The 25737-nt window shown below is 71.9% G+C and carries 26 protein-coding genes; 18 read left to right on the forward strand and 8 right to left on the reverse strand.

What is annotated here, in order from left to right; all coding sequences use genetic code 11:
* Nucleotides 1–76 precede the first annotated feature (76 nt).
* Nucleotides 77–1759 carry a hypothetical protein gene (locus tag BMY07_RS00680; protein WP_092774418.1) on the forward strand — a complete coding sequence of 561 codons (1683 nt, stop codon included), beginning with the start codon at nucleotides 77–79 and terminating at the stop codon, nucleotides 1757–1759.
* 18 nt (nucleotides 1760–1777) lie between these two features.
* Here the strand turns inward: BMY07_RS00680 and BMY07_RS00685 are convergent, their stop codons facing one another.
* The 3 genes from BMY07_RS00685 to BMY07_RS00695 all read right to left on the reverse strand — a co-directional run bounded on the left by BMY07_RS00685 (nucleotide 1778) and on the right by BMY07_RS00695 (nucleotide 4737).
* The gene (locus BMY07_RS00685) at nucleotides 1778–2287 is read right to left on the reverse strand and encodes a hypothetical protein (protein WP_092774419.1); all 510 of its coding nucleotides are present in this window, start codon (nucleotides 2285–2287) and stop codon (nucleotides 1778–1780) included.
* A 39-nt stretch (nucleotides 2288–2326) separates the two neighbouring features.
* On the reverse strand, nucleotides 2327–2827 hold the full coding sequence (locus BMY07_RS00690) for a hypothetical protein (protein WP_092774420.1): 501 nt from the start codon (nucleotides 2825–2827) through the stop codon (nucleotides 2327–2329).
* A gap of 104 nt (nucleotides 2828–2931) precedes the next feature.
* A complete protein-coding gene (locus BMY07_RS00695) occupies nucleotides 2932–4737 on the reverse strand; it encodes a chitinase (RefSeq protein ID WP_092774421.1) in 1806 nt (601 codons plus the stop codon).
* Between the two features lie 764 nt (nucleotides 4738–5501).
* Here BMY07_RS00695 and BMY07_RS00705 point away from each other — a divergent pair.
* Complete coding sequence (locus BMY07_RS00705) at nucleotides 5502–6437, forward strand: alpha/beta hydrolase (protein WP_092774423.1); 936 nt, start codon at nucleotides 5502–5504, stop codon at nucleotides 6435–6437.
* A gap of 5 nt (nucleotides 6438–6442) precedes the next feature.
* Here BMY07_RS00705 and BMY07_RS00710 read toward each other — a convergent pair whose 3' ends face one another.
* Nucleotides 6443–7516 carry an alpha-hydroxy acid oxidase gene (locus tag BMY07_RS00710; protein WP_218150555.1) on the reverse strand — a complete coding sequence of 358 codons (1074 nt, stop codon included), beginning with the start codon at nucleotides 7514–7516 and terminating at the stop codon, nucleotides 6443–6445.
* Nucleotides 7517–7850: 334 nt separating this feature from the next.
* On the opposite strand from BMY07_RS00710, the gene BMY07_RS00715 reads away from it, so the two are divergent.
* The 9 genes from BMY07_RS00715 to BMY07_RS00755 are packed head-to-tail and all read left to right on the forward strand — an operon-like array spanning nucleotide 7851 to nucleotide 16158.
* Nucleotides 7851–9260: a class I adenylate-forming enzyme family protein gene (locus tag BMY07_RS00715; RefSeq protein WP_245782106.1), complete on the forward strand. Its 1410-nt coding sequence runs from the start codon at nucleotides 7851–7853 to the stop codon at nucleotides 9258–9260.
* Nucleotides 9257–9529 (forward strand): acyl carrier protein, encoded by a 273-nt coding sequence (locus tag BMY07_RS00720; protein ID WP_092774426.1) that lies wholly within the window; start codon nucleotides 9257–9259, stop codon nucleotides 9527–9529. Before BMY07_RS00715 ends, BMY07_RS00720 begins: the two co-directional genes overlap by 4 nt.
* 2 nt (nucleotides 9530–9531) lie before the next feature.
* The gene (locus BMY07_RS00725) at nucleotides 9532–9762 is read left to right on the forward strand and encodes a hypothetical protein (protein ID WP_245782107.1); all 231 of its coding nucleotides are present in this window, start codon (nucleotides 9532–9534) and stop codon (nucleotides 9760–9762) included.
* Nucleotides 9755–10801, forward strand: a complete 1047-nt coding sequence (locus tag BMY07_RS00730) for a beta-ketoacyl synthase N-terminal-like domain-containing protein (protein ID WP_092774907.1) — start codon at nucleotides 9755–9757, stop codon at nucleotides 10799–10801. The genes BMY07_RS00725 and BMY07_RS00730 overlap by 8 nt, the downstream gene beginning before the upstream one ends.
* The gene (locus tag BMY07_RS00735; protein WP_092774427.1) at nucleotides 10798–11310 is read left to right on the forward strand and encodes a hypothetical protein; all 513 of its coding nucleotides are present in this window, start codon (nucleotides 10798–10800) and stop codon (nucleotides 11308–11310) included. Before BMY07_RS00730 ends, BMY07_RS00735 begins: the two co-directional genes overlap by 4 nt.
* A complete protein-coding gene (locus tag BMY07_RS00740; protein ID WP_092774428.1) occupies nucleotides 11307–12920 on the forward strand; it encodes a class I adenylate-forming enzyme family protein in 1614 nt (537 codons plus the stop codon). The genes BMY07_RS00735 and BMY07_RS00740 overlap by 4 nt, the downstream gene beginning before the upstream one ends.
* On the forward strand, nucleotides 12917–14200 hold the full coding sequence (locus tag BMY07_RS00745) for a beta-ketoacyl-[acyl-carrier-protein] synthase family protein (protein ID WP_092774429.1): 1284 nt from the start codon (nucleotides 12917–12919) through the stop codon (nucleotides 14198–14200). The genes BMY07_RS00740 and BMY07_RS00745 overlap by 4 nt, the downstream gene beginning before the upstream one ends.
* Before the next feature lie 30 nt (nucleotides 14201–14230).
* Nucleotides 14231–15250, forward strand: coding sequence for a 4-hydroxyphenylpyruvate dioxygenase (hppD, locus tag BMY07_RS00750; RefSeq protein ID WP_092774430.1), 1020 nt, complete (start codon nucleotides 14231–14233; stop codon nucleotides 15248–15250).
* Complete coding sequence (locus tag BMY07_RS00755; protein ID WP_177215366.1) at nucleotides 15247–16158, forward strand: phytanoyl-CoA dioxygenase family protein; 912 nt, start codon at nucleotides 15247–15249, stop codon at nucleotides 16156–16158. The genes hppD and BMY07_RS00755 overlap by 4 nt, the downstream gene beginning before the upstream one ends.
* Nucleotides 16159–16303: 145 nt before the next feature.
* Here the strand turns inward: BMY07_RS00755 and BMY07_RS00760 are convergent, their stop codons facing one another.
* Genes BMY07_RS00760 through BMY07_RS00775 form a run of 4 tightly spaced genes read right to left on the reverse strand, consistent with a single transcriptional unit; the run spans nucleotide 16304 to nucleotide 19487 of the window.
* Nucleotides 16304–17068, reverse strand: coding sequence for an ABC transporter permease (locus BMY07_RS00760; RefSeq protein WP_092774431.1), 765 nt, complete (start codon nucleotides 17066–17068; stop codon nucleotides 16304–16306).
* Nucleotides 17069–17077: 9 nt separating this feature from the next.
* Entirely contained in the window at nucleotides 17078–18031 is a 954-nt protein-coding gene (locus BMY07_RS00765; RefSeq protein WP_092774432.1) for an ATP-binding cassette domain-containing protein, read from the reverse strand.
* Nucleotides 18028–19206: a glycosyltransferase gene (locus BMY07_RS00770; RefSeq protein WP_092774433.1), complete on the reverse strand. Its 1179-nt coding sequence runs from the start codon at nucleotides 19204–19206 to the stop codon at nucleotides 18028–18030. The genes BMY07_RS00765 and BMY07_RS00770 overlap by 4 nt, the downstream gene beginning before the upstream one ends.
* Nucleotides 19203–19487 (reverse strand): acyl carrier protein, encoded by a 285-nt coding sequence (locus tag BMY07_RS00775; RefSeq protein ID WP_143073289.1) that lies wholly within the window; start codon nucleotides 19485–19487, stop codon nucleotides 19203–19205. The genes BMY07_RS00770 and BMY07_RS00775 overlap by 4 nt, the downstream gene beginning before the upstream one ends.
* A 170-nt stretch (nucleotides 19488–19657) precedes the next feature.
* On the opposite strand from BMY07_RS00775, the gene BMY07_RS00780 reads away from it, so the two are divergent.
* Genes BMY07_RS00780 through BMY07_RS00810 form a run of 7 tightly spaced genes read left to right on the forward strand, consistent with a single transcriptional unit; the run spans nucleotide 19658 to nucleotide 25730 of the window.
* Nucleotides 19658–21016: a condensation domain-containing protein gene (locus tag BMY07_RS00780; protein WP_092774435.1), complete on the forward strand. Its 1359-nt coding sequence runs from the start codon at nucleotides 19658–19660 to the stop codon at nucleotides 21014–21016.
* The gene (locus BMY07_RS00785; RefSeq protein ID WP_092774436.1) at nucleotides 21013–21945 is read left to right on the forward strand and encodes a 3-oxoacyl-[acyl-carrier-protein] synthase III C-terminal domain-containing protein; all 933 of its coding nucleotides are present in this window, start codon (nucleotides 21013–21015) and stop codon (nucleotides 21943–21945) included. Before BMY07_RS00780 ends, BMY07_RS00785 begins: the two co-directional genes overlap by 4 nt.
* A gap of 16 nt (nucleotides 21946–21961) precedes the next feature.
* Nucleotides 21962–22267, forward strand: a complete 306-nt coding sequence (locus tag BMY07_RS00790) for a phosphopantetheine-binding protein (protein ID WP_245782108.1) — start codon at nucleotides 21962–21964, stop codon at nucleotides 22265–22267.
* On the forward strand, nucleotides 22267–23130 hold the full coding sequence (locus tag BMY07_RS00795; RefSeq protein WP_092774437.1) for a hypothetical protein: 864 nt from the start codon (nucleotides 22267–22269) through the stop codon (nucleotides 23128–23130). Before BMY07_RS00790 ends, BMY07_RS00795 begins: the two co-directional genes overlap by 1 nt.
* The gene (locus tag BMY07_RS00800; protein ID WP_092774438.1) at nucleotides 23130–23789 is read left to right on the forward strand and encodes a 4'-phosphopantetheinyl transferase family protein; all 660 of its coding nucleotides are present in this window, start codon (nucleotides 23130–23132) and stop codon (nucleotides 23787–23789) included. Before BMY07_RS00795 ends, BMY07_RS00800 begins: the two co-directional genes overlap by 1 nt.
* Nucleotides 23786–24673 (forward strand): class-II aminoacyl-tRNA synthetase family protein, encoded by an 888-nt coding sequence (locus BMY07_RS00805; protein WP_092774439.1) that lies wholly within the window; start codon nucleotides 23786–23788, stop codon nucleotides 24671–24673. The genes BMY07_RS00800 and BMY07_RS00805 overlap by 4 nt, the downstream gene beginning before the upstream one ends.
* A complete protein-coding gene (locus tag BMY07_RS00810) occupies nucleotides 24666–25730 on the forward strand; it encodes a thiamine pyrophosphate-dependent dehydrogenase E1 component subunit alpha (RefSeq protein ID WP_245782109.1) in 1065 nt (354 codons plus the stop codon). The genes BMY07_RS00805 and BMY07_RS00810 overlap by 8 nt, the downstream gene beginning before the upstream one ends.
* Nucleotides 25731–25737 lie beyond the last annotated feature (7 nt).

Below are 25737 nucleotides of genomic sequence, written 5' to 3' on the forward strand. Positions count from 1 at the left end.
ATGCTCGGCGTTCTCGTGCCGGGACGGTGGTGGTCGCGGGTCTCGTGCGATCCGGTCGGCTGGAGGGGGTGTGGGGATGACGGTTCCCCCGGTGGCGCCGGAGGTGGTGCCCGCGGTGCTGGACGCGTTGCCGCCGCGGTTGCGCAAGCGGATCGACGGGGCACTCGACCGGGCGCGGGAATGGGGTGTCGAGGTGGTCGGCGACGCGGCGAGTGTGCGCATCGATGCCGACACGGTGCTGAGCTGGACGCTCCACAGCGGAGTGTTGATCAGCGCCGATGAGCTGGTGTGCTCGTGTTTGCTGGCGCCGAAGTGTCTACACCGGGGGATCGCGGTGGCGGTCGCGTCCGTTGTCGAGGGGCAGGCGCGGGCGGATGTGGCTGATGTTGTCGAGCAAGAGGACGACGTCGTGGCGGGGGAGAGGCGGGGTGAGCGGGCGGCCGCGGAGGTGCTGTGGGGGGCGTGCGCGGAGATCCTGCGGGTGGGGGTGACCGGGAGCGGCGCGGTTGTCCGGAGCGAGTTGTTGCGGGCGGTGCACGGCGCTCGGTTGGTCGGCCTGCACCGGGCGGCGGCGGGCGGCGTGCGGATCGCGACCGGGCTCGCCGCGGCGAAGGCGGGGGCGTCGTCGTTCGATCGGGAGACGGTGGCCGATGACCTCACCGAGGTGATGCTGGTGTGCCACGACCTGCGGTCCGGGATCGGGGACCCGGTGGCACTGCGGGGGACCGCGCGACGCGAGTACCAGCCGGTCGGGGCGTTGCGGTTGTACGGGTTGTGCACGGAGGCGGTGCTCACCTCGTCGGGGTACGCCGGGGTCGTCACCCACGTCGTGGACGCTGACCGGACACTGTGGACGGTGCCGTCGGTGTACCCCGGTGGTGCGGAACGGATTGTCATCGCGGCGGACGGGCCGGTCGCGATGGGGGAGACGGGGTTGAGCCACCGTCAGCTGGGGCGGTCGGGGTTGGTGCTGTCCGGGGCGACGGCCGCGCCGGACCGGCGACTTGGCGCGGGTAAGGCGGTCCGGGCCGTGGCGGCTGCCGGGGCGACCTGGGACGAGCAGCCGGTGGCGGGCCTGTGGGACGAGCCCTTGGCGGACCAGCTCACCCGAGCGTTCCACACCGGGCAGGACCTGTTGTTCCTCAGCGGTGTGGTCAGCGGCGCTACCAAGACCGCGCTGCGGCTGCGGCTCGACACCGGCGACATCGATCTCCTCGGTGCCACCGACGCGGCCAGGGACAACCTGCGCCTGCTCGGCGAGCGCCCGGGAATGCCGCTGCGCGTGGTCGCCCGCCTGGTCCCGGACCGCCCCACCACCGCCGTCGCGCTGGCCGCCGCCGGGGAACTGGCCGTCACCGGGCACGTCGACCTGACCATCGACCGCCTCCAACGATCCCACCTGCCGCCGGGCGTGCCTGCCGCGCCGCTGCCCGCGCCCGCCGTCGAGCCGCCCCCATCGGGCTTGCTGGCGACCGTCGTCGACCGCGTAGTCCTCGGCGGCCGCCCTGTCGCCGCCCTCCCCTCCACCACCCGTGACGCCGCGACCCTCGCCAGAGCAGGCCTCACCGCCACCGCAGGCTTGCTCGACACCCTCGCCACCACCGCCCGCACCCGGGCCCGAGACCCCTTCGGCCGAGCCATCCCCGACCCCACCGACGCCTTCCCCACCGCCTGGCTGACCGCCGCCCTGCACACCAGGGAGTTCGCCCGCGCCACGGTCCGCCTCAGCTGGCTCCCGCCCGAACAAGGAGCCACGTGAGGTCAGCGGCCCGAGGTGTCAGCCGAAGACCAGCACCCCGAGTACACCCAGGACACCCAGGGCCGCCGCGATAGCCGAGGTGGTCAGCGACCACATCGCGGCGGTGCCGAGGCGCCAGTCGTCGTCGGCGATGGTGAGGGAACCGAGGTGGAGGGCGAGGCCGAGGACGAACGCGGCGACCGCCACCAAGAGTGGGAAGCTGACGGCGGCGATGGTCTGGGAGGGGAGGAAGACCTGGTCACCGACTCGGCGGACGTCCAGGCGGGTGCCCGGTGGATGCAGCTCCCTGGCGGGGGCCAGGCTGGGGGTCCCGACCGCGGCGGTCGAGTCGGCGGGGGAGAAGGTGCCCGTGCACCGGTGGACGTCGCCGTCCGGTGTCGACTGGGTCGTGCACCTTTCGATCTGGTACGTCCCAGGGTCGCCGCGGTAGCCGGCGCTGGTGAGGGCGGCTTGCCAGGAGATGAGGAACAGCAGCACCGACCCCACCGCGAGACCGATCGCGGCCACACCCCGGACGACCCTCAGCACCCGTGCCTCCGCTCCTGGTAGAGGCGGAGTATGGCGCCATCACCGCAGGACGTACAGCACCAGGGCCAGCACCAACGCCGGGACGCCGACCCCCAGGGCCGTCGTGAACCCCCGGCCGAGCACCTCCCACGTCTCCCACGGTTCCCGCCGCACCGCCCGCAACCACAGCGACACCGCGATCACCCCCAGCGCCGCGACCCCCATGAGCAGCGCCCCCACCATCAGCACCAGCCGCCACGGCACGCGCTGGCTGGCGATGTCCCCGTCGCGGTAGACGGTGATGAACTGGCCGGGCGCGATGCCGTGCACGTCCCCGACGCTCACCCGCACCATCGTCATGCGCGAGCCGTCCGGGGTGAACTCGCCCTGGCACAGCCGGGGCCCGCACTCCACGACCGCGACCGTCCCCCGCTCGCCGGTGAAGCCCGACAGCGCGAACGCCCGCGGCCCGAATAACAGCACCAACCCGACGGCGAGCGCGGCGAACAGCACCGCGACCACCGCCTGGGTGGTCGCGCGGCGCCGCCGACGGGGTGTCATGGCTCCATGGGTACCACGGAACCCCGACGAGACGGTGCCGGAAAGGTGATGGCCCACCCCGGGCACGAGAGGTGGGCCATCACGTCAGTCCTCGCTCGCCGCGGCTACGGCAGGGCGTTGAGGAACGGCCGGTGGGCGTTCTGGAACTCCCAGTTGTAGTACCTGTCCCAGTTGATCGACCAGGTCATCAGCCCGCGCAGGTTCGGCGACGTCCCGCCGCGCAGCGTGTAGCTGCCACAGCCCTGCCCCTTGACCAGGCACGTCAACGCCTGCTGGACGGCGGCGGGCGCGGTGTGCCCGTTCCCGGCGCTGACCGCGGCCGGGACGCCGAAGCCGAGCTGGTCGTCGCGCAGACCGGGGAAGGTGAACCCGGTGTTGGCCACCGGGAACCCGGCCCTGAGCATGTCGGTCATCGCGATGTGGAAGTCCGCGCCACCCATCGTGTGGTACTGGTTGTCCAGCCCGGTGACCGGCCCGGAGTTGTAGTCCTGCACGTGCAGCACGGTCAGCGCGTCGCGCAGCGCGTGGATGACCGGCAGGTACGACCCGGTGCGGTTGTCACCCGCGCTGGTGCCGCCGTAGAACTGGTAGCCGACCTGGACGAAGAAGGTCTCCGGGGCCATGGTCAGCACGAACTTGGCGCCGTACTTGGCCTTCAGCGTCTTCAGCGCCGCGATCAGGTTCACCACGACCGGCGTGGTCGGGTTGCGGAAGTCCTTGTCGCCGGAGTTCAGGTACAGCGAGTGGCCCTCGAAGTCGACGTCGAGCCCGTCGAGGCCGTACTTGTCGATGATCGCCGAGACCGACGAGACGAACTTGTCCCGCGCCGCGGTCGAGGTCAGCTGCACCTGGCCGTTCTGGCCGCCGATCGAGATCAGCACCTTCTTGCCCTTGGCCTGCTTGGCGCGGATGGCGGCGATGAAGTCCGCCTCGCTCTCCACCGAGGGGCACTCGGCCACCGGGCACTGGGTGAACCGGATGTCGCCGGAGGTCACCGAGGTCGGCTCGCCGAAGGACAGGTTGATGATGTCCCAGCTGTCCGGGACGTCCGCCATCTTGATGTAGCCGGAGCCGTTGGCGAAGCTGGCGTGCAGGTAGCCGATCAGCGCGTGCTTGGGCAGACCGGTGTCCGGGCAACCGGGGGTGGTGGCACTGGCCTCCTGGCTGCGCGCCGACTCGCCCTTGTCGTTGTACGCCGTCACCGCGAAGCCGTGCGTCGTGCACGCGGTGAGGCCGCTGATCGTCGCCGAGGTCCCGGTGACCGTCGCCTTGAGCGCCGAGCCCTCGTACACCTTGTAGCCGGTGACGGTCCCGGTGGCCGCGCCCCACGACAGCGCGATCGAGTTCGCGGTGACCGCGCCGACGGACGGGTTGCCCGGCGCGCTGGGCGCACCGCCGCCCGGGTTGTCGCCGCCACCGCCGGGGCCGTCGAGGACGAGGTCGTCGACGGTGAACGTGCCCGCCCCGTACCACCCGTGCACGTACAGCTCGGCGGAGGTCTGGGTGGCGGCGCTGGTGAACGACAGGGACAGCTGCGTGTAGTTCGCCGCGGCGGTCCAGGTGGAGCCGCCGCCGGTGATGCCGAGGTAGACCGGGTTGCCGCGCACCCAGGCCGACACCGTGTACTTGGTGTTGGGCAGCACGGACACCGTCTGCGCGCACCGGCCGTTCTTCGCGCCCGCCGCCGTGGAGGCCAGCGCGTTCGAGCCGGAGTGCACCGGGGTGCTCACCACGGCACCCGAGTCGCAGGTCCAGCCCGCGGTGGTGCCGGTCTCGAACCCGGGGTTGGTGAGCAGGTTGGCCGCCGCCGCGGGACCGGCGGCGAGGACGCCGGCCGCGACCGCGGCGACGGCGGCCAGCCCGGCCACCACCACCCGCCCGCCACGCCGGCGTCGTAAACCGAGAGCCATCACGACCTCCCTGATACCGCGGTGCGCAGGGGGACACCGCTGCCTATTGTCTAGACCAATGCAGTGGGGTTGTCCAGACCTCTCCGGAGCTGCCGCCGACGTGCCCGTTCCCGGTCCCTCGTCCGCCGAGGGATCCCGCGCCGCGCGGCCGCCCGTGGCCCGCTCGGACTTCTGTTGCCGAGGGGTAGCCCGATCATCCGACCACCTCGTCGACCCTGTGGTGCCGACCGAGGGGACAGGGGGTCGCTGTGTCAACTGTGGAGTGTCTGATGTAGAGCAATGATGTCCAGAGAGGACTTTACTGTCGAGTTAGGACAAATGCCGGGTGGGTCGAGGGTGGCCGGAGGGTGAACGGTGGACGGGGGTGCGAGGGGTTCGGGCAGGTCGTGGGGGTGGGTTGGGCTGTTCGGGGGTGTCGGCTGGGCGGGGTGGGGGAGTGTGCGCCGGGTGGAGCAGGGGGTTGCACCGTTCGGGTTGATCATCCTTAAAGGACAGACAATGGAGTGTCCATTCGGCCTAGTCGGGGGTTGGCGCCTTTTGGCGTATCGACTCCTCGCGCGGGGTCGCCATATGCTCACGCGGAATTCGGCGGTCCCGTCGATGATCGACTTCGGGGAGGTGACCTTGATGCGCAACGTCCGCGAGGTGTGATGACCCGGTATCGAGCAGGTGCCGCTGCCGGGGTGTGATCCCGCGGCGGTGTGAGCGCGGCGCGGCCGTCGAGCCTGGACGGCCGCGCCTGCTCGGGTGGGAGACGAACGAGCATGACCCTGGACCCCCAGGTGGAGCAGTACCGGGCCGAGCGCGAGCGGCGGCGGGCGACCCCGCTCTACGAGCTGACCCTCGAGCAGGCCCGCGCCGAGGACCTGCGGTCCATCCAGGACGCGGCGGGCGACCCGGAGCCGGTGGCCTCGGTGGTCGACACCGACGCCCGCGGCATACCGGTGCGGATATACCGGCCGACCGAGGAGGCCGAGCCGTCTCCCGTGCTGGTTTACTTCTTCGGCGGCGGTTGGACGCTGGGCACGATAGACACCGCCGACGCCATATGCCGTCGGATGACGAACGCCGCGGGCTGTGTCACCGTGGCGGTCGGGTACCGGTTGGCGCCCGAGCACAGGTTCCCGGCGGCCGTCCACGACTGCCACGCGGCCACCGAGTGGGTCTCCCAGCAGGACTGGGCGGGCCCCATCGCGGTCGGCGGGGACAGCGCGGGCGGCAACCTCGCCGCCGCCGTCACCCTGCTGGCCAGGGACAACGGCCCCGACCTCGCCCACCAGCTCCTCGTCTACCCCAACACCGACCACGGCGCCGACACCCCGTCGCTGCGGGAGAACACCGACCGGTACCTGTTCAACCGGCACTCCGTCGCCTGGTACTGGGACAACTACCTCGCCACCCCCGACGACGGCGCCGACCCGCTGGCCTCGCCGCTGCGCGCGACCGACCACAGCGGCCTCCCACCTGCGACGATCATCACCGCCGGGTACGACCCGCTGCGCGACGAGGGCGAGGCGTACGCCCGCGCGCTGTCCGAGGCGGGCGTGCCGACCGAGCTGACCCGGTTCCCCGGTATGGCGCACGGCTTCTTCACCATGTTCGGTGTCCTGCCCGCCGCTGCCCAGGCCGTCGCGCTCGCCGCGGCCCGGTTGCGCGGCGCGTTCGCCGACCACCCGCACCGGGCGGGCCGCTCCGGGTGATCAGCTCAACCCAGCACCGACCGGTCCACCTCGACCGTCGTCGGGCGACCGCACAGCGCCATGGCCTCTTCCAGCTCCTCCCGCAGCAACCTCAGCACGTGTTCGGCACCGGCGGCCCCGGAGTGCGCGAGTCCCCACAACACCGGCCGTCCTACCAGCACCGTTGCCGCTCCGAGCGCCAACGCCTTGAGCACGTCCGTCCCGCGCCGAACGCCGCCGTCGACCAGCACCGGCAGCCGACCGGCCACCGCGTCGACCACCTCGGCCAGCGCGTCCACCGCGGCGGGCACCCCGTCGAGCTGCCTGCCGCCGTGGTTGGACACCACCACCGCGTCCACCCCGTTCTCGGCGGCCAGCCGCGCGTCCTCGCCAGCCAGGATTCCCTTGAGCACCAGCGGGAGGCGGGTGCGTTCGCGAAGCCAGCCGAGGTCCGACCAGGTGATCGTCGGGTCGAAGCGCTCGCGCGAGTGCCGTTCGATGGCCGACACCCCGGCCTCGGCGACGTGGCTGGCCGCCATCAGCTCCGCGTCCAGGTTCACCGCGCGCACGTGCGGCGGGAGGGTGAACCCGCTGCGCAGGTCCCGCGCCCGCCTGGCCACCTTGGGCGCGTCCACGGTCAGCACCAGCGCCCGGTACCCCGCCTGCTCGACCCGTCCGACCAGCTCGAGCAGGGCGCCGCGGTCGCGCAGCCAGTACAGCTGCATCCACAGTGGACCGGTCGCCGCCTGGGCCATCCGGACCAGGCCGGTGCTGGCGAACATGCTGGCCACGAACAGCGCCCCGGCCGCGCCGGTCGCCTTGACCGTGGCCAGTTCCGCCTCGGGGTGCACCAGCGCGTGGTAGGCCATCGGCGCGACGCCCAGCGGTGCGGCCAACGACGAACCGAGCAGGTCCACCGCGGTGTCGACCGACCCGACGTCGACCAGCACCCTGGGCCGCAACCGGATCCTGCGGTACGCGGCGGTGTTCTCGCGCAGTGTCCACTCCGCGCCTGACCCGCCGTCGAGGTAGCCGAGCACATCGCCCGCGAGGGTGGCTTTCGCGTGCTCGGCGTAGTCGGCGACGTCCACGGGATTCACTCCAGGTCCTCCTTGATGGCTTTGCGCCGTTCGGGGTATTGCGCCCGGCATATCCTGTCATCCGCTATCCGCAATTTCCAAGATGGTCACGGACCGCGTTTCAGTTACCTTGTGGCGTGCGCGCCGCGTAGCCGGATTCGCCTGTGCACACAGTGAGAACCCCTGGTAGTGGGCTTGTCGAACCGGCCGGTATTAGGCCTTTCGGGCGACCTTGACTCTCGTTGAGGCGGTATGCGATTGTTTAGCCGGCCAGGGCGGCTAAAGGACTCTCGCTACGGCGTTCGGCCTAGCAAAAAATGTGAAGGAACCAATGGCGGGCGTGGAACTTCCGCTGGTGAATCAGCCTGCGGTGAACCCGGAATGGGTCGACGACGTGCTGCTCGGCGGGCCGGGCGACGCGGTCTGCCTGCGCCTGGACCGACCGGTCGACCGGGACGGTCTGCGCGGGGAGGTCGCCGACCGCGAGGCGCACCTGCGCGCACACGGCCTAGTCGCGGGTGGCACTGTCGCGTTGCGACTGCCGCCGTCGCTGGCCTTCATCGGGTTCCTGCTCGCCGCCTGGCGGATCGGCGCGCAGGTCAGCCTGCTCGACCACCGGCTCACCCAGCACGAGGTCGACGGCGCCCTGGAGCGGGTGGGCGCGCAGTTCGTGGTGCAGGCGCGGGAGAGCGCCGGGCACCGGCTCAGCGGTTACGCCGAGGTCGTCGCCCGAGTGTCCGCCCGGGAGGGTGGCCGCCCGGCCGGTACACCGCACGCGTTGGTGCAGTTCAGTTCCGGCTCGACCGGCGCCTCCAAGGTGATCGCCAGGACATCCGATGACCTGATCGCCGAACTGTCCCGTTACGACCGGTTGGCCGAGTTCCCCCGGGCGGGGGAGCGGGTGGTGCTGCTGTCGTCGATCGTGCACGTGCTCGGTCTGGTCGGCGGTCTGCTCAACTCGTTGCACACCGGCGCGGAGCTGGTGTTCCCGCGCAGGCTCACCGCCGAGGGCATCCTCGCCGCGGTCGCCGAGTCCGACCTGCCCACCACGATCATCGGCGTTCCGTTCCACGCCGAACTGCTGACCTCGCTGCCCGACCCGGCGCCGCTTCCCCAGCTGCGCCGGATGATCGTCGCCGGTGAGCTGGTGCGCCCCGCGGTGCCGCCGCGCTTCCGCGACCGCTTCGGCGTCCCGCTCGGCACGATGTACGGGATGACCGAGATCGGCGTCATCGCCACCGACCTCGACGGCGCTCACTGGCCGTCGGTCGAACCGGCGCACGGCCTCGAACTGCGGGTCAGCGCCGGTGAGCTGTGGATCGCGATGGCCGACTCGCCGTACCTCGGCGCGCAGGACCCGTCCCGCTTCGTCGACGGCTGGCTGTGCACCAAGGACGCCGCCGAACTCGACGCCGGTCTGCTCACCGTCCTGGGCCGCCTCGACTCGCAGGTCTCCATCGGCGGCCTCAAGGTCGACCTGACCGAGGTGGAGCAAACGCTCTCGGCGCTCGACTCCGTCCGCGAGGCCGTGGTGGTGCACGACTCCGGCATCCAGGCGTACGTGAGCCTGGCCGATGGCGCCGCGGTCGAGCAGGTCACCGCCGCGCTCACCGAGACCCTCGCGCCGTTCAAGCGCCCACGCAGGCTCGTGGTCCTCCCGGCGCTGCCGAGGACGACCACCGGCAAGGTCGTGCGTTCCGCCGCCGCGCTCGTCGCGGCCGAGAACGCCCATGCAGCAATGGAAGACAAGGAGAGCCAGCGATGAAGGACCAGCTCCGCGAGTTCGTGCTCGACACGCTGCGGGAGATGAACTACGACGTCAGCGAGGTCGAGGGGGACACCGACCTCGGGCCCGCGGGCCTGGACCTGGAGTCGTTGGCGCTGGCCGACCTGGCCGTGCAGATCGAGGACAAGTACCAGATCAAGTTCGGCGACGACGACATGGAGGCGTTGGCGCTGATGACCCTCGACGAGTTCGTCGACGCGCTCGCCGAGCGGCTCTCGGTCGCCTCCGGGTCGGACACCGCGTCCTGACCATGAGCGCACCCGACCGGGCCGAGGTGATCGGCATGCTCTCCGGCTTCGGCGACCGCGCCACCGGCGAGGTCGGCGAGACCCTCGACTCCCTGGAGCTGACCTGGCTGATCGCCCAGGTCGAGCAGCGCTACGGGGTCGAGTTGGAGCTGTCCGACGAGGTGTTCTCCGGCATGGCCACCGTCACCGGTGCCATCGACACCCTGGCCAGGGTGCTGCGTGACCATGGCTGACCACCCGGTCCACATCACCGCCGCCGCGGCCCGCACCGCCTTCGGCCGCGACCACACGCGACTGCGCGCCGACGGGTTCGCCGGTGTGCCCGCGTTCGCGCCGGTCACGCGCTTCCCCACCGAGGGGCGCCGGACGCGGCACGCGGCGACCCTGCCCGGGGCGCCTGCGCTGGTGGACGAGCTCGTCGGTGTCATCGATGAGGTGTACACCGGTCCCAAGTCGACGGTTCCACTCCTGCTCGCGGCGCACGCCGACGCGGGCAACCGCGCTCTGGCGGCCGAGGTCGCGGAGCGGACCGGTGTGGCGGGCGTGCCCCGCGTGTACACGGGAGCGTGTGTCGCGGCGACGTCGGCGGTGGCGGACGCGGCGACGATGATCGCCACCGGGCGCGCCGAGCGGGTCCTGGTCGCGGCCGGGTACCTGGTCGAACCGTCGACCTTCGCGCTGTTCGACGCCGGACGGGCGTTGTCGCGTGACGGTCGGGTGCGCCCGTTCAGCGCCGGGCGGCAGGGAATGCTGCTCGGTGACGGCGTCGCGGCCGTCCTGCTGGAGCGGGCGGGCAAGGACCCGCTGGCCAGGGTGGCCGGGTGGTCCCGCTCGGGGGACGCCTACCACGTGTGCAAGCCCAAACCGGACGGAACAGGCTTGGCCAGGGCCATCACCCAGGCCATGACCCGTGCCGGTGTGTCCACTGGGGACATCGACTACGTCAACGCGAACGGCACCGGCACGCAGTTCAACGACGCCGCCGAGGTCGCCGCGCTGCGGTTGGCCGGTCTCGACGGTGTGCCGGTGAGCTCGACCAAGTCCGTCCACGGCCACGCGCTGGAGGCGTCCGGCCTGGTCGAGCTGGTCGCGACGGTGCTGGCGCTGCGGGCGGGCGAACTGCCGGTCAACTCCGGCTACCTCGGCGCCGACCCGCACTGCGAGCTCGACCTGGTCGTGGACGCGCCGCGGCGGACGCGGGTGGGCCACGCGCTGACGGTGAACGCGGCGTTCGGCGGGGCCAACACGGCGCTCGTGGTCGGTGCGGCATGAGCGCTACCGTCGAGGCCGGTGTTGTTGTAGCGTCGGCGTACTGGCCCGAGTCCGATGTGGACACGGTCACCGCGGTGACCGGGTTCGTCGTCTCCGCGTTCAACCCGCTGGTCGCGGAAGTGGCCCAGCGGTGCATGAGCGCCTACGACGGGGAGGTCGTCGCCGACCGCACGGCCATCGTGCTCGCCAGCGTCGGCGGCGACCGGACCAGCGCGGACGTGGTCGCGGAAGCGGTGGCCGCGGGGACGCGGGTCGCACCGCTGCTGTTCTTCCAATCCAACCCGAACGCGGTGCTGGGGCACGTGGCCGCGCGGTGGGGGTTGGCGGGGCCGTTGGTGTGCACGAGCCCGAGCGGGGAGGCGATGGCGGACGCCATCGCGTGCGCGGAGTTGCTGTTCGCCGCCGGTGAGGCGGCGGCGGCATTGGTGATCACCGCCGAGGTGGCGGACGAGTCGGGTGGGAGCGACCGGGCGGAAGCCGTCCTGGTCATGGCGAGGGAGCGGGCATGAGGGCCACGAGCATCCGGGCCAGGCTGGCGAGCGCGCCGGAGGTGGGCGCCGGGAACGTGCTGACCACCCTGGTGGCACTGGGCGGGGACCTCGACCGGCCCGCCTTCACCTTCGACACCCCGGTCGAGGACGTCTCGGCGTGGACGGCGCTGACCGTGCGGGTGCTCGACGAACGCGTCCGGGCCCGCGCTGCGGCACTGCACGCACTGGGCATCGGGAAGCGCGACCCCGTCGCGGTCACCGCCACCGCGGCCGCCGACAACATCCTCACCTTCCTCGCGCTGGCCCGGCTCGGCGCCATCCCGGCGCTCATCAACGCCAAACTGGCCCCCGAGATCACCGCGCTGTACGTCAGCAGGCTCGGCGCCGTGGGTGTCCTCGCCGACGAGGCCCGCCGCGAAGCCCTCGCCCCGCACGGCGTGCACCTGCTGGCCCCGATCGAGGACCTGGGCCAGGCAGATCCCGCCGCCGCGCCCGAGCCGTACCGGTTCCACCAGGGCGACCCGGTCGCGATCACGCACTCCTCGGGCACGACCGGTGTGCCGAAAGCCGTGCTGCACTCGCATTCGAGCCTGTTCGCGGCCAACAAGCACCGGCTCCGGATGCCGAAGGCGCAGGGCACCGACCGCATCCTCTCCGCGCTCCCGGCCCCGCACGCGGCCACCCTCATCGCCCTGAACCTGGTGCTGGCCAGTGAGAGCCGGCTGCTCGCGCTGTCGACCCAGACCGGTCCCTCGGTGGTCGACGCCATCGAGCAGTGGCGGCCCAGCGGCGTGCTCGGCTTCGCGGCGACCTGGTCGGAGATGGCCAAGACCGACCTGCGCGGGCGTGACCTGGACTCGGTCGCGCTGTGGTGGAACACCGGCGACTGCGCGCACGAGGCCCACATCCGCAGGCTGATCTCCCTGGGCTACCGCGAGGTGTCCACACGGGAGGGGCGGGTCCGCAAGCCGGGGTCGGCGTTCATCGACGGCCTGGGCTCCAGCGAGATGGGCCACTCGCACTTCTACATCACCCACACCACCGAGACCGACCGGTACGGCCGCTGCATCGGCAAGCCGCACGCGTTCGCCGAACCCGTCGTGCTCGACCCGGACGGCACCGAGCTGGCACCGGGTGAGGTGGGGGAGTTGGGCACCAAGTCGCCCACGCTGTCGCTCGGGTACTGGAACGACTCGGTGACCACCTACCGCACTCGCGTCCGCGGCTACTTCCTCACCGGCGACCTCGTCTACCGGGACGAAGAGGGCTACTTCTACCACGTCGACAGGCTTGTCGACTCCGTCGACCTCGGCGACGGCAAGCGCCTGCACACCGCGCTGTCCGAGGAGCGCGTCCTCAACGCCTGCCCCGATGTCGCCGACTGCACGGTCGTCGCCGTCCGCACCGACTCCGGTGTCGTCACCGACGTCCTGCTCCAACTCGACGCCGCCGGTGACCCGGACGCCAACCGCGACGAGGCGATCCGCGCGGCACTCGGCCCGGACGTCGCCGCGACCCTGCGCGAGGTGGTCGTGGTCGACGAGGACCGGATCCCGCTGGGCCCCACCGGGAAGGTCCGCAAGGTCGCGTTGCGCGAGCAGTACCTGAAGACCCTGGCCGCGCGATGAGACCCGCCGCCGCCATCACCGGCATCGGGCTGGTGACCCCACTCGGGCGCAAACCGGCCGAGGTGTTCGACGCCCTGTGCGTCGGCCGCTCCGGCGTCGTCACCCCGCCCGAGGGCCACCCGCTCGCCGGGCTCCTCGACGCCGCGGGCATCGCCCCGGACATCGACCCGACCGAGGTCATGGACGCCAAGTCCGCCAAGGCCGTCGACCGGTTCGTGCTCCAGGCGATGGCCGCCGCCGACGACGCACTGGCCGACGCCAGGATCACCGTCGGCACCGACGTCGACCCCGAGCGGGTCGCGGTCGTGGTGTCGACCGGCGGCGCGGGCCTGGAGACCTACGAGCACTTCGCCGCCCAGCGCCGGGAACGCGGCCGCGCCAAGGTGAGCCCGTACCTGCTGCCCGGGATGCTGGCGAACATGGCCGCCGCCCGGATCGCGATCAAGCACGGCATCCGCGGGCACAGCGCGTGCATCGCCACCGCGTGCGCGGCCGGGGCGCAGTCGATCGCCGAGGCGTTGCGGCTCATCCGCGGCGGCGAGGCGGATGTGGTGGTGTGCGGCGGGAGCGACACCGCGCTGCACCCGACCGTCGCCTCGGCGTTCGCCAACGCGTGGGCACTCGCCCGCGGCTGGGGCGCGGACCCGACCGCCGCGAGCAGGCCGTTCGACAAGCGCCGCAACGGGTTCGTCCTGGGTGAGGGCGCGGGCATCCTGGTTGTGGAGCGAGCCGACTTCGCCGACGCCCGAGGCGCCTTGTCCTACGCGAGCCTGCTCGGCTGGGCCGTCAGCACCGACGCCCACCACCCGACCACCCCGCGCCCGGACGGCTCCGGCGCCGCCTCGGTCATGCGCCGCGCCACCGCCGACGCGGGCCTCACACCGTCCGATGTGGACTACATCAACGCCCACGGCACCTCGACCCCGCTCGGTGACGCCGCCGAGGCCGCCGCCGTGCGCACCGTGTTCGGCGACGACAGCCCGGCGGTCAGCTCCATCAAGGCCCTCACCGGGCACATGCTCGGCGGCTCCGGCGCGGTGGAGGCCGCGGTGACCGCGCTGTCGGTGGCGGGCTCCGTGCTGCCGCCGACCCACAACCTCGACGACCCCGACCCGGAGTGCGCGCTCGACCACGTGCGCGGCGCACCCCGGCCGGGACCGGTCCGCGCCGCGCTGTCGAACTCGTTCGCCTTCGGCGGCCACAACGTGAGCCTGCTGATCGGCCACCCAGGCACCCGACTGACCCGCACCGCCACCCCGTCTCCCGCACCAGCGCGCTGAACCCCAGCCCTTCCGGCCAAGAGGTCCACCATGCACGTACAAGACATAGACCACGTCGAGTTCTACGTCGGCGACGCCGACGAGGCCGCCGCCGCGCTCCGCGCCCAGTACGGCTTCCGGCTGCACGGGTGGGTGCGCGACCAGCCGGACCACTACTCGGTCCTGCTGCGCCAAGGCAGCATCCAGCTGCTGCTGACCAGCGCCCGCACCGGCGGACACCCGGCGGCGGACTACGTCGCGGCGCACGGCGACGGCCTGGCCACGGTCGCCCTGTCCACCGACGACCCGGCGGCCGCGCTCGCCGAGGCGCTGGCCAGGGGCGCCACGGCCGATGGCACCAGGGTCACCGGGTTCGGCGACGTCGGCCACGTGTTCGTCCGCCCGGGCGAGCTGCTGTCCACTGTGGAACTCGCCACCGAGTCCGCCGACGACCCGCTCGACCTGCTCGACGCCGTCGACCACATCGCGGCCTGCGTCGCGCCGGGCGAGCTGGACCCGACCGTCGCCTACTACGAGCAGGTGCTCGGCTTCAAGCAGATCTTCGAGGAGCACATCGAGGTCGGCGGCCAGGCGATGAACTCCAAGGTCGTGCAGAGCGTGTCCAAGGAGGTCACGCTGACCCTGCTCGAACCGGACACCACCGCCAGACCCGGCCAGATCGACGACTTCCTGGCCGCCCACCACGGCCCCGGCGTGCAGCACCTGGCCTTCCGCACCGCCGACATCGCCACCGCCGTGCGCACCCTGCGCGGGCGCGGCGTCGGCTTCCTGAGCACCCCGGGCAGCTACTACGACGCGCTGGCCGAGCGGTTCGAGCACGTCGCCGTGCCCGTGGAGCAGTTGCGCGAGCTCGACATCCTGGTCGACCAGGACAACGAGGGCGAGCTGTTCCAGATCTTCACCCAGACCACCCACCCCCGGCGCACGCTGTTCTTCGAGGTCATCGAGCGCCTCGGCGCGCTCACCTTCGGCAGCGCCAACATCAAGGCGCTCTACGAGGCCGTCGAGCGGGACCGCGCCGGGGAGCACGTCCGAGGAGCAGCCCAGTGACCGCCGAACTCACCCACGCCTTCGCGCTGACCGACGCCGACCGGGCCCTGCTGCCCACCGACGACGAGGTCGCCGAGTACGGCAGACGCGGGTGGTACCTGTCCCGCAAGCTGTTCACCGACGCGGAGATGGACACCCTCGTCGAGGCCACCGAGCGGTTCTACGCCGGGCACACCGACCGGCGGCTGCCGCTGCGCCCGCCGAACCTGGCCTACTGGACCCCCGAGAAGGGCGACGTCCAGCGGCACAACGACTACATCCACTACGAGAGCGACGAGGTCGCCGCGATCCTGCGCAAGCCGCTGCTCGGCGCGGTCGCGGCCCGGCTCGCCCAGGCCGAGGAGATCCGGGTCTGGCAGAGCACCCTGATCTACAAGCCGCCGCGGCCCGAGGAGCAGTCCAACCAGGTCCCGTGGCACATGGACCGGCACTACTGGCAGACCTGCACCTCCGAGCGGATGCTCACCGCGTTCATCCCGTTCCACCACTGCGACGAGCGCATGGGCACCATCACCATGGTCGACGGCAGCAACACCTGGACCGAGATCCCCGGCGACGACTCCACCCGGCACTTCGCCCACCGCGACCGCTCGGAGCTGGAAGACCTGCTGCACGCCAACGCCTCCCACAACGGCGCGGTGGTCGACAAGATCCCGATGATTATCCCCAAGGGCCACGTCAGCTTCCACCACTGCCGCACCTACCACGGCAGCGGCGCCAACCTCGCCGACGCCCCCCGCCGGGCCATCTCCCTGCACCTGCAGGACGGCGACAACCGCTTCCGCCCCTACCTCAAACCGGACGGCACCCCGGTCTTCTACAACCACGACGTCCTGGTCCGCCGAAACGACGAGGGCCTCCCCGACTACACCGACCAGAACTACTGCCCCACCCTCTGGCGCGAATAACAGTTCGGTCCTGGAGGAAATAGCCCGGAAGGCCACCTCCGGGCTATTTCCGCTGCCCGGAAACCGGCCGATCCCGGAACAAGGAAAAGGCCCCGGTGAGTACCCGGGGCCCTTTCTCGTACAGCTCAGCGGATCTCGCGCAAGCTCAGCGGACCTGGCGGGCGAACATCCTGGTGGCCCAGGTGACCGTCAGCGCGGCCAGCGCGATGACGATCAGCATCCCGGCCCACACCGACACGTCCCCCGGGTTGCCGGTGAACAGCGACCGGGTGCCGTTGGTGGTCCAGTAGATCGGGTTCCACTCGGCGATCGCCACCAGCCAGCCCGGGGCCAGCGACAGCGGCAGCAGCACGCCGGAGAGCAGCGACAACGGCTGCGACACGCTGTTGATCAGCGGGCCGAGCGCCGCGGGCGACGGGATCAGCATGGCCATCGCGTACGACAGCGCGCAGGCCATCAGCGCCATCAGGGCCAGCATCACGTAGGCCAGCATCAGCCAGCCGAAGTGCACCGTCAGCCCGAACGGCAGCGCGACCACGGTGATCACCACCGCCTGCCCCATCAGGGTCACGACCTCGGAGAACGCCCGGCCCAGGATGAGCGCGGTGCGGCTGACCGGGGTCACCCTGGAGCGCTCGATGACCCCCGAGCGCAGCTCGCCGAGCAGCCCGAACCCGGCGAAGAAGCCGCTGAGCAGCACCAGCACCACCAGCAGGCCGGGCACGTACACCCGGTAGGCGTCGGCGTAGGTCTGCGCGCCGGTGGGGGCCAGCGCGGTCTTGAGCAGCGGGGCGAACAGCACCAGGTAGGCGATGGGCTGCACGAACCCGATCACCAGCCGGGCCGGGGTGCGCCACACCAGCAGCATCTGGCGGGTGAAGACCAGCCAGGTGTCACGGAGGAACTTCATGTCCAACTCCTACTTGTCCCGCAGCGAGCGGCCGGTCTTGATCAGGAAGACGTCGTCGAGGCTGGGCCGGTGCAGCTCCACGGTGTCGAAGTGGATCTCGCCCGCGTCCAGCACCCGCATGATCTGCGGCATCGCGGTGGTGCCGTCGTCGACGTAGAGCCGCAGGCCGTCCTCGCCGAGTTCGAGTTTGCGCACGTAGTCGCGCCCGTCGAGCAGCTCGGCCGCCCTGGGGCCGCTGCCGTTGAGGCCCACGGTCACCACGTCGCCCGCGACGCCGTGCTTGAGCTCGGTCGGGGTGCCGATGGCGACGATCTCACCGTGGTCGATGATCGCGATCCGGTCGCACAGCGCGTCGGCCTCCTCCAGGTAGTGCGTGGTGAGGAAGACGGTCATGCCCGCGTCGCGCAGCCTGCGGACCTCGTCCCACAGGTGGGCCCGCGACTGCGGGTCCAGGCCGGTGGTCGGCTCGTCGAGGAACAGCACCTTGGGCTCGTGGATGATGCCCATCGCGATGTCCACCCGGCGGCGCTGGCCACCGGAGTAGGTGCGGCACTGCCGGTCGGCGAACTCGGTCAGCTCGAAGGCGGCCAGCGCCTTCTCGGTCCGCTCGACCGCCTCGGCCTTGCCGATCCCGTACATCCTGGCCTGCAGGACGAGCTCCTCGCGGGCGGTGACCTCGTCGGTCGTGGTGCCGCCCTGCGGGACGTAGCCGACCTTGGTCCGCACCGCGCCGGGGTCTTTGCGCAGGTCGGCACCGGCGATGACGGCCTCGCCGCCGTCGGGTTCGAGCAGCGTGCACAGGATGCGGGCGGTGGTTGTCTTGCCCGCGCCGTTGGGGCCGAGGAAGCCGAAGATCTCCCCCTCCGCCACCGACAGGTCGACGCCGCGCACCGCCTCGACGGTGCGGGTCTTGCGCCGTTTGCCCAGCGTGAAGGACTTGCGCAGTCCCTTGACCTCGATCATGACGTGCTCCTGCTCATGCCGGCTGCTGCCGGCGACCGGGTGGCCAGGTCCACCAGTGCCGCCGCGGCGGCGTCGGCTCCGCCCGCCTCGGCGAACGACTCGCGGACCTGGGCGGCGGCGACCCGGTGGGCCGGGTCGCCGAGGACTGTGGTGATGGCGGCGCGCAGCGCCCCGGCGTCCGCCCTGGCGAAGCCGACCCGCAGGCCCGCGCCCGCGGCTACCACGCCGTTGGCGTTGATCGGCTGGTCGTGCCGGATGGGGGCGACCACCAGCGGGACGCCGTGCGCGAGCGACTCGCAGACGGTGTTGAGGCCGCCGTGCGAGACGACCAGGTCGACGCGCGGCAGCAGCGCCAGCATCGGCACCCTGGTCCGTGCGATCAGGTGTGGCGGCAGGTCGGGCAGCACCTCCGGCGGGGCGACGAAGATCGCTTGGAGCCGGTCGCCCAGCGGGGCCAGCGCGGCGGCGGTCTCGCGCAGGAACCGCGCGGAGACGTCGTCGGCGAGCGTGCCCACGGACACCAGCACGTGCGCTCTGCCCTGGTCCAGCCACTCCCAGGGGAAGTCGGGCTGCCCGGGGCGCTCGGCCAGGATCGGGCCGACGCCGATGACGTCGTCCGGCAGGGCGGCGGTCAGCGCCCTGGTGGTGCAGGCGAGCGAGAGATACGGGGAGAACCGCAGGTCGAAGTACTCGTCGGCGGGCATCCCGGCCTTGGCCCACAGGTGCCGCAGCCTGCCGTGCAGCCAGTCCAGCACCCGCGGCATGTCGGCCAGCGGCTCACCCAGCTCCATCGTCGAGGCGGCCAGCGTCGCCCACGGCACGCCCAGCCGGTGCGCCGCTATCGCCCCCGCGGGGGAATGTTGGTCGACGACCACCACGTCCGGTCGCGCGTCGAGCACGGCCTTCTCCACGGCCGGGAGGCTGAAGCGGGCGAACGGCACGATGAACCGGTCCCACACCGAGCGGATCGCGGCCGTGCCGTGGTCGGCCTGCGGCCGGTGCAGCCTGGTGCCGGTCGGGTGGACCACCGCGTCCTGGCCGAGCATCGGGCGAAGGTGCAGCTCAGGGCCGCACCAGGCGACCTCGTGGCCCCGCGCCGCCAGTGCCGCGCCGAGCCCGATGGTGGGGTTCACGTGGCCCGCGAGCGGGGGCACGACGAACAGGAAGCGGCTCACGCGCGCGCTGCTCCATCCCAGACTCGGTTGGTGACCTGCTCGACGACCTGCTCGACGGTGAAGGTGCTGATGGCGTCGAGGTCCAGGCCGCGCACGTGCTCGGCCAGTCCGACCTCGGTGCCCAGGTGGGCCGACAGCGCCGCGTCCACCCGGACCAGGTCGAGGCTGTCGAACCGCAGATCACCCTCCAGCGTGGCGTTCGGCGTAATCTCCGGCGGGCATCCGCCGCACGGGCCCACGACCTCTCGGAGTATTCCGGCGACTTCCTCGAATAGCGCCACGCGCGCCCTCCAAACAACTGCCCACTTGCGCGTCAAGGTACCGCACCGACCTAGGGCAGTCACGAAGAATCTGGCCGCGGGTGAATGGTCGGCATGTGGAGTATTGACACTTTCCGAGCGGCTCCCAACAATGCCCGCTAGAAGCACGACGCGGCGGGGAGTAAAGCAGGATGACGGAGAAGATCCTCGTCGATTTCCACGGGACCGGCTCCGGGGTGGGTGAGCTCACCTGGGGCCAGCGCACCGTGTGGCGCACGGTGGTCAAGACCGGCCGCTCGGAGACGATGGGCGGTGTCACGCCGCTGCCCGCGGGCTCCACCATCGAGCAGTCGGTGCTGGTGCTGCGGTACGTGATGGGCAGGCACGAGTCGCTGCGCACCCGGCTGGTGTTCGACGGGCCCGATGGCGGTCCGCGCCAACAGGTCCACGCGTCCGGCCAGGTCGCGCTGTCGGTCGTGGACGCGGGCGGTGAGGACCCGGCGGCGGTCGCCGAGCGGGTCCGGTTGGAGTACGAGGACACCGACTTCGACTACGCCGACGAGTGGCCGGTGCGGATGGCCGTGATCACCGAGGGCGGCGTGCCGACCCACTCGGTCGCGGTCTACAGCCACCTGGCCATCGACGCGCACGGCCTCGACGCGCTGGTCACCGATCTGTCCACGATGGACTGGACGACCGGCGAGCCGACGCTGCCGCTGGAGGCCACGCAGCCGCTGGCGCTGGCCGAGCAACAACGCAAGCCCAACGTGCTGCGCAACAGCGAGGCGGCCATCCGCTACTGGGAGCGGGTGCTGCACACCGTCTCGGCCAAGCGGGTCGAGGGCGAGTCCGACGACCACCGCAGCCCGCGCTGGGGCGACCTGACCCTGCGGTCCCCGGCGGCGTGGCTGGCGACCAAGGCCATCGCGGCCCGGCTGCGCACCGACACCTCGCCGATCCTGCTCGCCGGGTACGCCAGCGCGCTGGCCAGGACCGTGGGCAACAACCCGGTCGCGGTGCAGATCGCGGTGAACAACCGGTTCCGGCAGTCGCTGGTCGGCTCGGTCAGCACCATGGCGCAGACCTGCCCGCTGATGGTCGACATCGCCGACGTGACCTTCGACGAGGCGGTGCACCGGGCGCGGCAGGCCACCATGGTCACCTACAAGTACGCCTACTACGACCCGGAGCGGCGCGCCGCCATGGTCGACCGGGTCGCCGAGGAGCTCGGCGGCCGGGTCGAGATGGACACCTACTTCAACGACCGCCGCCCGCCCGGCCGCGACGAGCGCGACATCACCGCGCCGCCGGTCGAGGAGATCCTGGCCGCCCGCGAGCAGACCTCCCACGAGTGGGTCATGTGGACCGATGTCGACAGCCCGCTGCTCTACCTCGACGTGGACGCCGAGCCGGACGCCGTGGTGTTCACCCTCACCGGCGACACGACCCGGGTCTCGCCCAAGTCGATGCTCTGGCTGCTCACCGAGATCGAGTCGGTCCTGGTCGACGCCGCGCTCGACCCGACCGCGACGACGGGCGTGCGGTCGTGACCGCGCTGGTCGAGGTCGCCGCGCACCTGCCACCGGACCGCGTGTCCCTGGAGGAGCTGGCGCCGCGCTTCGGGTTGACCGAGCGCCAGGTCCGGCTGTTCCGCCGCTTCCACGGGCTCGACCAGGTCTGCCTCGACACCGGCGGCACCCTGCTCGACCTGCTGGTCGCGGCCACCGACGGGCTGGAGACGTTGCGCGGCAACGAACACCGGGTCAAGTACGTCCTGTACGCGCGCGGGATGCCGGTCGCCGTGCCGTACCCGGTCAACCCCCTGCGCGAGCTGTGCGCGAAGCTCGGCCTCGACCACGCGCTGTCGTTCACCGTGACCCACCAGGCTTGCGCGACCGGCCTGCTGGCGCTGGACGTGGCGGGCAGGCTGCTGGCGTCCGACCCCGATCCCGACGCGTTGGCGCTGGTGGTGTCTGGGGAGAAGACCTTCACCCCCGACGCGATGCTGGTGCCGGAGACGGCGGTGTTCGGCGAGGGTGCCGCTGCCGCCCTGGTCGCCGCGAACGGTCCGGCCGACCGGGTGCTGTCGTACGCCACGAGCGTGCGGGGCGACTTCGACGGGAGGCTGATCATCGACCCGGACCTCGCCGCGCGGTTCCAGTACGAGTACCCGCGGCTGCTGTCCGAGGTGCTGCTGGCCGCCGTCGAGCGCGCCGGTCTCACCCTCGACGACATCGCGCTCCTGCTGCCGCACAACGTGAACTCCGTGTCGTGGCGGCGGGTCGCCAAACGCGTCGGGTACCCGGTGGAGCAGGTGCTGCTCGACAACGTGCCGGTCACCGGGCACAGCTTCGCCGCCGACCCCTTCCTGAACTACCGCACCGCCCTGGACCGGGGGCGGCTGCGGCCGGGGGACCGGTACCTGGTCGGCGCCGCCGGGCTGGGCGCGACGTTCTCCGCGATGGTCTTCGAGCACTAGCGTGATGGGAGGACCCGTGGGGTCTGTTGAGGCAGTTGAAGCCACCGAATCCACTGTGGACGCCGAGCTGCTCGGCCGGGTCGCCGACAGCATGGCCGAGTTGTTGCCCAGGGTGCTCAAGCGGGAGGTCACCGACCTGGGGGCCGACACCAAGCTGTTCACCGAGCTGGGGCTGAGCTCGGCGAGCACCCTGGAGCTGCTGCTGGAGCTCGAGGACGAGCTGGAGATCCAGATCGACGTCGAGGAGATCGACCAGGCCGACCTGGAGACCGTCGGCACCCTCGCGGCCTACATCGCCGCCCACACCGTCGCGGACGAGTGATGTTCACTTCCGGCCCGCCCGGACCGCCGGTCGGGACCGCCCGGCTGGTCTCCGCGCACGCCAGGGTGTTCGCGGAGACCTCGCCCACGGCGCTGGACCCGGCGTTGCGGCCGTTCCTCGCCGACCTGGTGCGCCCGTACGGCAACACCCTGCGGGAAGACCTGTTGACCGAGGGCGTCGGCCACTCGTTCGGCGAGATGGCGGAGGCCATGCTGCCCGCGGCTGTCGGGCCGGACGAGCCGGTCGACCTGCTGGTGCTCGCGTTCGCCATGCACGACCTGCGGCTGGGCCGGGCGACGGCCTGCTACCTCAGCGACCAGTGCCCCGGCACGCCGATGGCGTTCGCGGTGTGCGACCAGGGCAGCGGCGCTGCCTTCACCGCGCTGCGGCTCACCGAGTCGTACCTGGGCTCGGGGGCGTGCGAGCGCGCGTTGGTGGTCGTTGTGGAGCAATCCGCGTTGCACTACGAACTCGGTGAGCCCGCGCCGATCCCGGACCGGCACACGGGAGTCGTCCTCCGCTTGGAGGGCAACGGAAATCCCCTCCGCGTCGGACAGCACACCGGTGTCGACGCCCAGCGCGTCGCCCGTCTGCTGCGCGAGGACGTGGACCGGCTCGGGCGGCAGGCGACCGTGATCGCCTCGTCCAGGTTGGCCGAGGCGGCGCCAGGCGTGGCCGACGTGATCGCCGACGCGGGACAGCCCTACACCGGGATCTGGTGGGAGCTGGCCGAAGGCGGCCACGACGGCCTCGTGGTGCTCGCCGACTACGAGCCGTCCCTCGGGCTGCTCTGCGCGGCCACTGTGGACCTCTCGACCGTCGATCATTCCGCTGTGGACTCGACAGCGGTCGCGGTGGCATGATGGACGACGTCGACGTCTGGTTGGTTGATTCCGTTCTCCCGCAAGAGGTCCTCGACGAGCTGCACGGCTACCTCGACGAGGGCGAGCGGGAACGGGCGGCGGGATCGCACCCCGCGCGGCGGCGCGAGTTCATCGCCGCGCACGGGGCGGCCAGGGTGCTGACCGGGCGGGCGCTCGGGATCGCGCCGGGCGCGGTGCGCTGGCGGATCGGGCGGCACGGCAAGCCCGAGGTCGACGGCGTGCGGGTCAGCCTGTCGCGGTCCGAGGGGATGGCGATGGTCGCCTGCACCCCCCGGCGCGCGATCGGCGTCGACCTGCAATGGATCGACGGGGGACTGGACGTGGCGCGGGCCGCGGCCAGGTACTACCCGGGGGACGAGGCCAGGCACGTGGCCGAGTGCCCACCACCGCACCGACCGGCGCGCTTCACCGGGCTGCTGGCCCGCAAGGAGGCGTGCGTGAAAGCCGCGGGCGGGCGGCTGTTCCCCGGTCTGCGGCTCCCGGTGCGCGACCGCGGTGTGGTCCACCAGGCGGACGGGCCGTACCGGGTGCGGGACCTGCCCGCGCCGACCGGCTACGCGGCGGCGGTGGCGCTGGCGGGCGAGGACGACTACCTGGTGCGAGAGCACCACTGGCCAGGACAGGGAGTGGCGCCATGAGTTCGGGACTGGGTGCGGGTCTGCCGCTGGGGACCGGGGTTCCCGGCGTGTTCTTGTCGCCGCCGGGCTTCGAGCGGGTCATCGGGCTGCTGCGCGACGGGATCGCCGCGCTGGCCGCCGACGAGCCGTTCCACCGGCTGGTGATCCCGCCGGTGATCTCCCGGGCGACCATCGAGCGCGCGGGCTACGTCGCCGCGTTCCCGAACCTGCTGGGCACCGTGCACGGCTACGGGGGCACGCCGAACGGGTGGGCCAGGCTGAAACCACTGGTGGAGCAGGGTGGTGAGTGGCACGCCCAGCAGCAGATCGGCGACCTGGTGCTGTTGCCCGCCGCGTGCTACCCGGTCTACGCGGCGCTGGAGGGCAAGGCTCTCGACGAGCCGGCGAAGGTGACCGTCGAGGCGTCGTGCTTCCGGCAGGAGGCGACCAGCGAGCCGGGCCGGATGCGGTCGTTCCGGATGCTGGAGCTGGTCACCGTCGCCACCGACGAGCACTGCCTGAAGTGGCGCGCGGCCCGGCTGGAGCAGGTCGAGGGCTGGTTCACCGAGCTGGGTCTGGCCGTGTCGGTCGAGGTGGCCGACGACCCGTTCTTCGGTCCCGGCCGCAAGGTCTACCAAGCGGCGCAACGGATGCAGGAGCTCAAGTGGGAGCTGCGCGTCCCGGTCGCCGACGGCACCGTCCAGGCGGTCGCGTCGGCCAACTACCACAAGGAGCACTTCGGCGACACCTTCGGCATCACCGCCGGTGGCGAGCCCGCGAACACCTCGTGTGTCGCGTTCGGACTGGAGCGGCTGGCGATGGCGCTGATCACCCGGCACGGTGAGGATTCCACGCAGTGGCCCGCGGACGTCCTGGCCGCGTTGGGCGGTGGTCGCCGTGCCTGAGGGTGTCGTCGCTCCCGTCAAGGTCGCCGAGGGGCTGGAGGTCGCCGGGATCACCGCGGTGCCCACCAGCGTTACGGTTCCCGTCGCCGTCGCTGACTCCGTCGAGCTGTACCGGACCATGCGGTTCATCCGCCGGTTCGAGGAACGCGCCATCGACCTGGTGCGCGCCGGGGAGATCTTCAGCGGCATCCACCCGTGCATCGGGCAGGAAGCTGTCGCCGCGGGCGCTTGCGCGGCGCTCGACCCGGGTGACATCGTCTTGTCCAGCCACCGCGGCCACGGACACCTGCTGGCGAAGGGGACCGACCCGAGCCGCCTGATGGCGGAGATGGCGGGCAGGGTCACCGGGATCGACAAGGGCCGGGGCGGCTCGTTCCACCCGTCCGACTTCACCGCGGGCGTCTACAATTCGACCGGCACGGTCGGCCACGGCGCGGGCATCGCCGCGGGAATCGCCTGGGCCGCAGCGAAAGCGGGCGACCCGAAGGTCGTGCTGAGCTTCTTCGGCGACGGCGCCGTCACCCAGGGCGCGTTGTTGGAGGGATTCAACCTCGCGGCCCTGTGGCGGCTCCCGGTGGTGTATGTTTGTGAGAACAACCGTTACGCCACAACGCTTCCGGTGGAGGCGGCGGTGGCCGGGACGATCACCGGCCGTGGCGAGGCGTTCGGCATCCCGTCGTCGGTCGTGGACGGTCAGGACGCCGAGGTGGTGCACGCGGCGGTCGCGGAGGCGGTCGAGCGGGCCCGCCGCGGCGGCGGACCGTCCCTGCTGGAGATGCGGACCTACCGCTACCACGGCCACCACACCTTCGAGATGCTGGTCCGCCTCCGCTACCGCGAGCAGGCCGAGATCGACAGCTGGAAGGAGCGCGACCCGCTCGACATCCAGGCCACCAGGGTCGCCGAGGCCGACCGCGCGCGGATCGACGCGCAGGTGGAGCTCGAGCTGGACGAGGTCGTCCGGTTCGCTGTGGACAGTCCACGGCCGGACCCGGCCGACGCCACGGACCACTACCACGCCGACGGTTTCCGACCGAGACCGGGCGTCTCGCTGTAGGGAAGGG

Origin of the sequence: Actinokineospora terrae, from assembly GCF_900111175.1 — a bacterium.
Classification (GTDB): Bacteria; Actinomycetota; Actinomycetes; order Mycobacteriales; family Pseudonocardiaceae; genus Actinokineospora; species Actinokineospora terrae.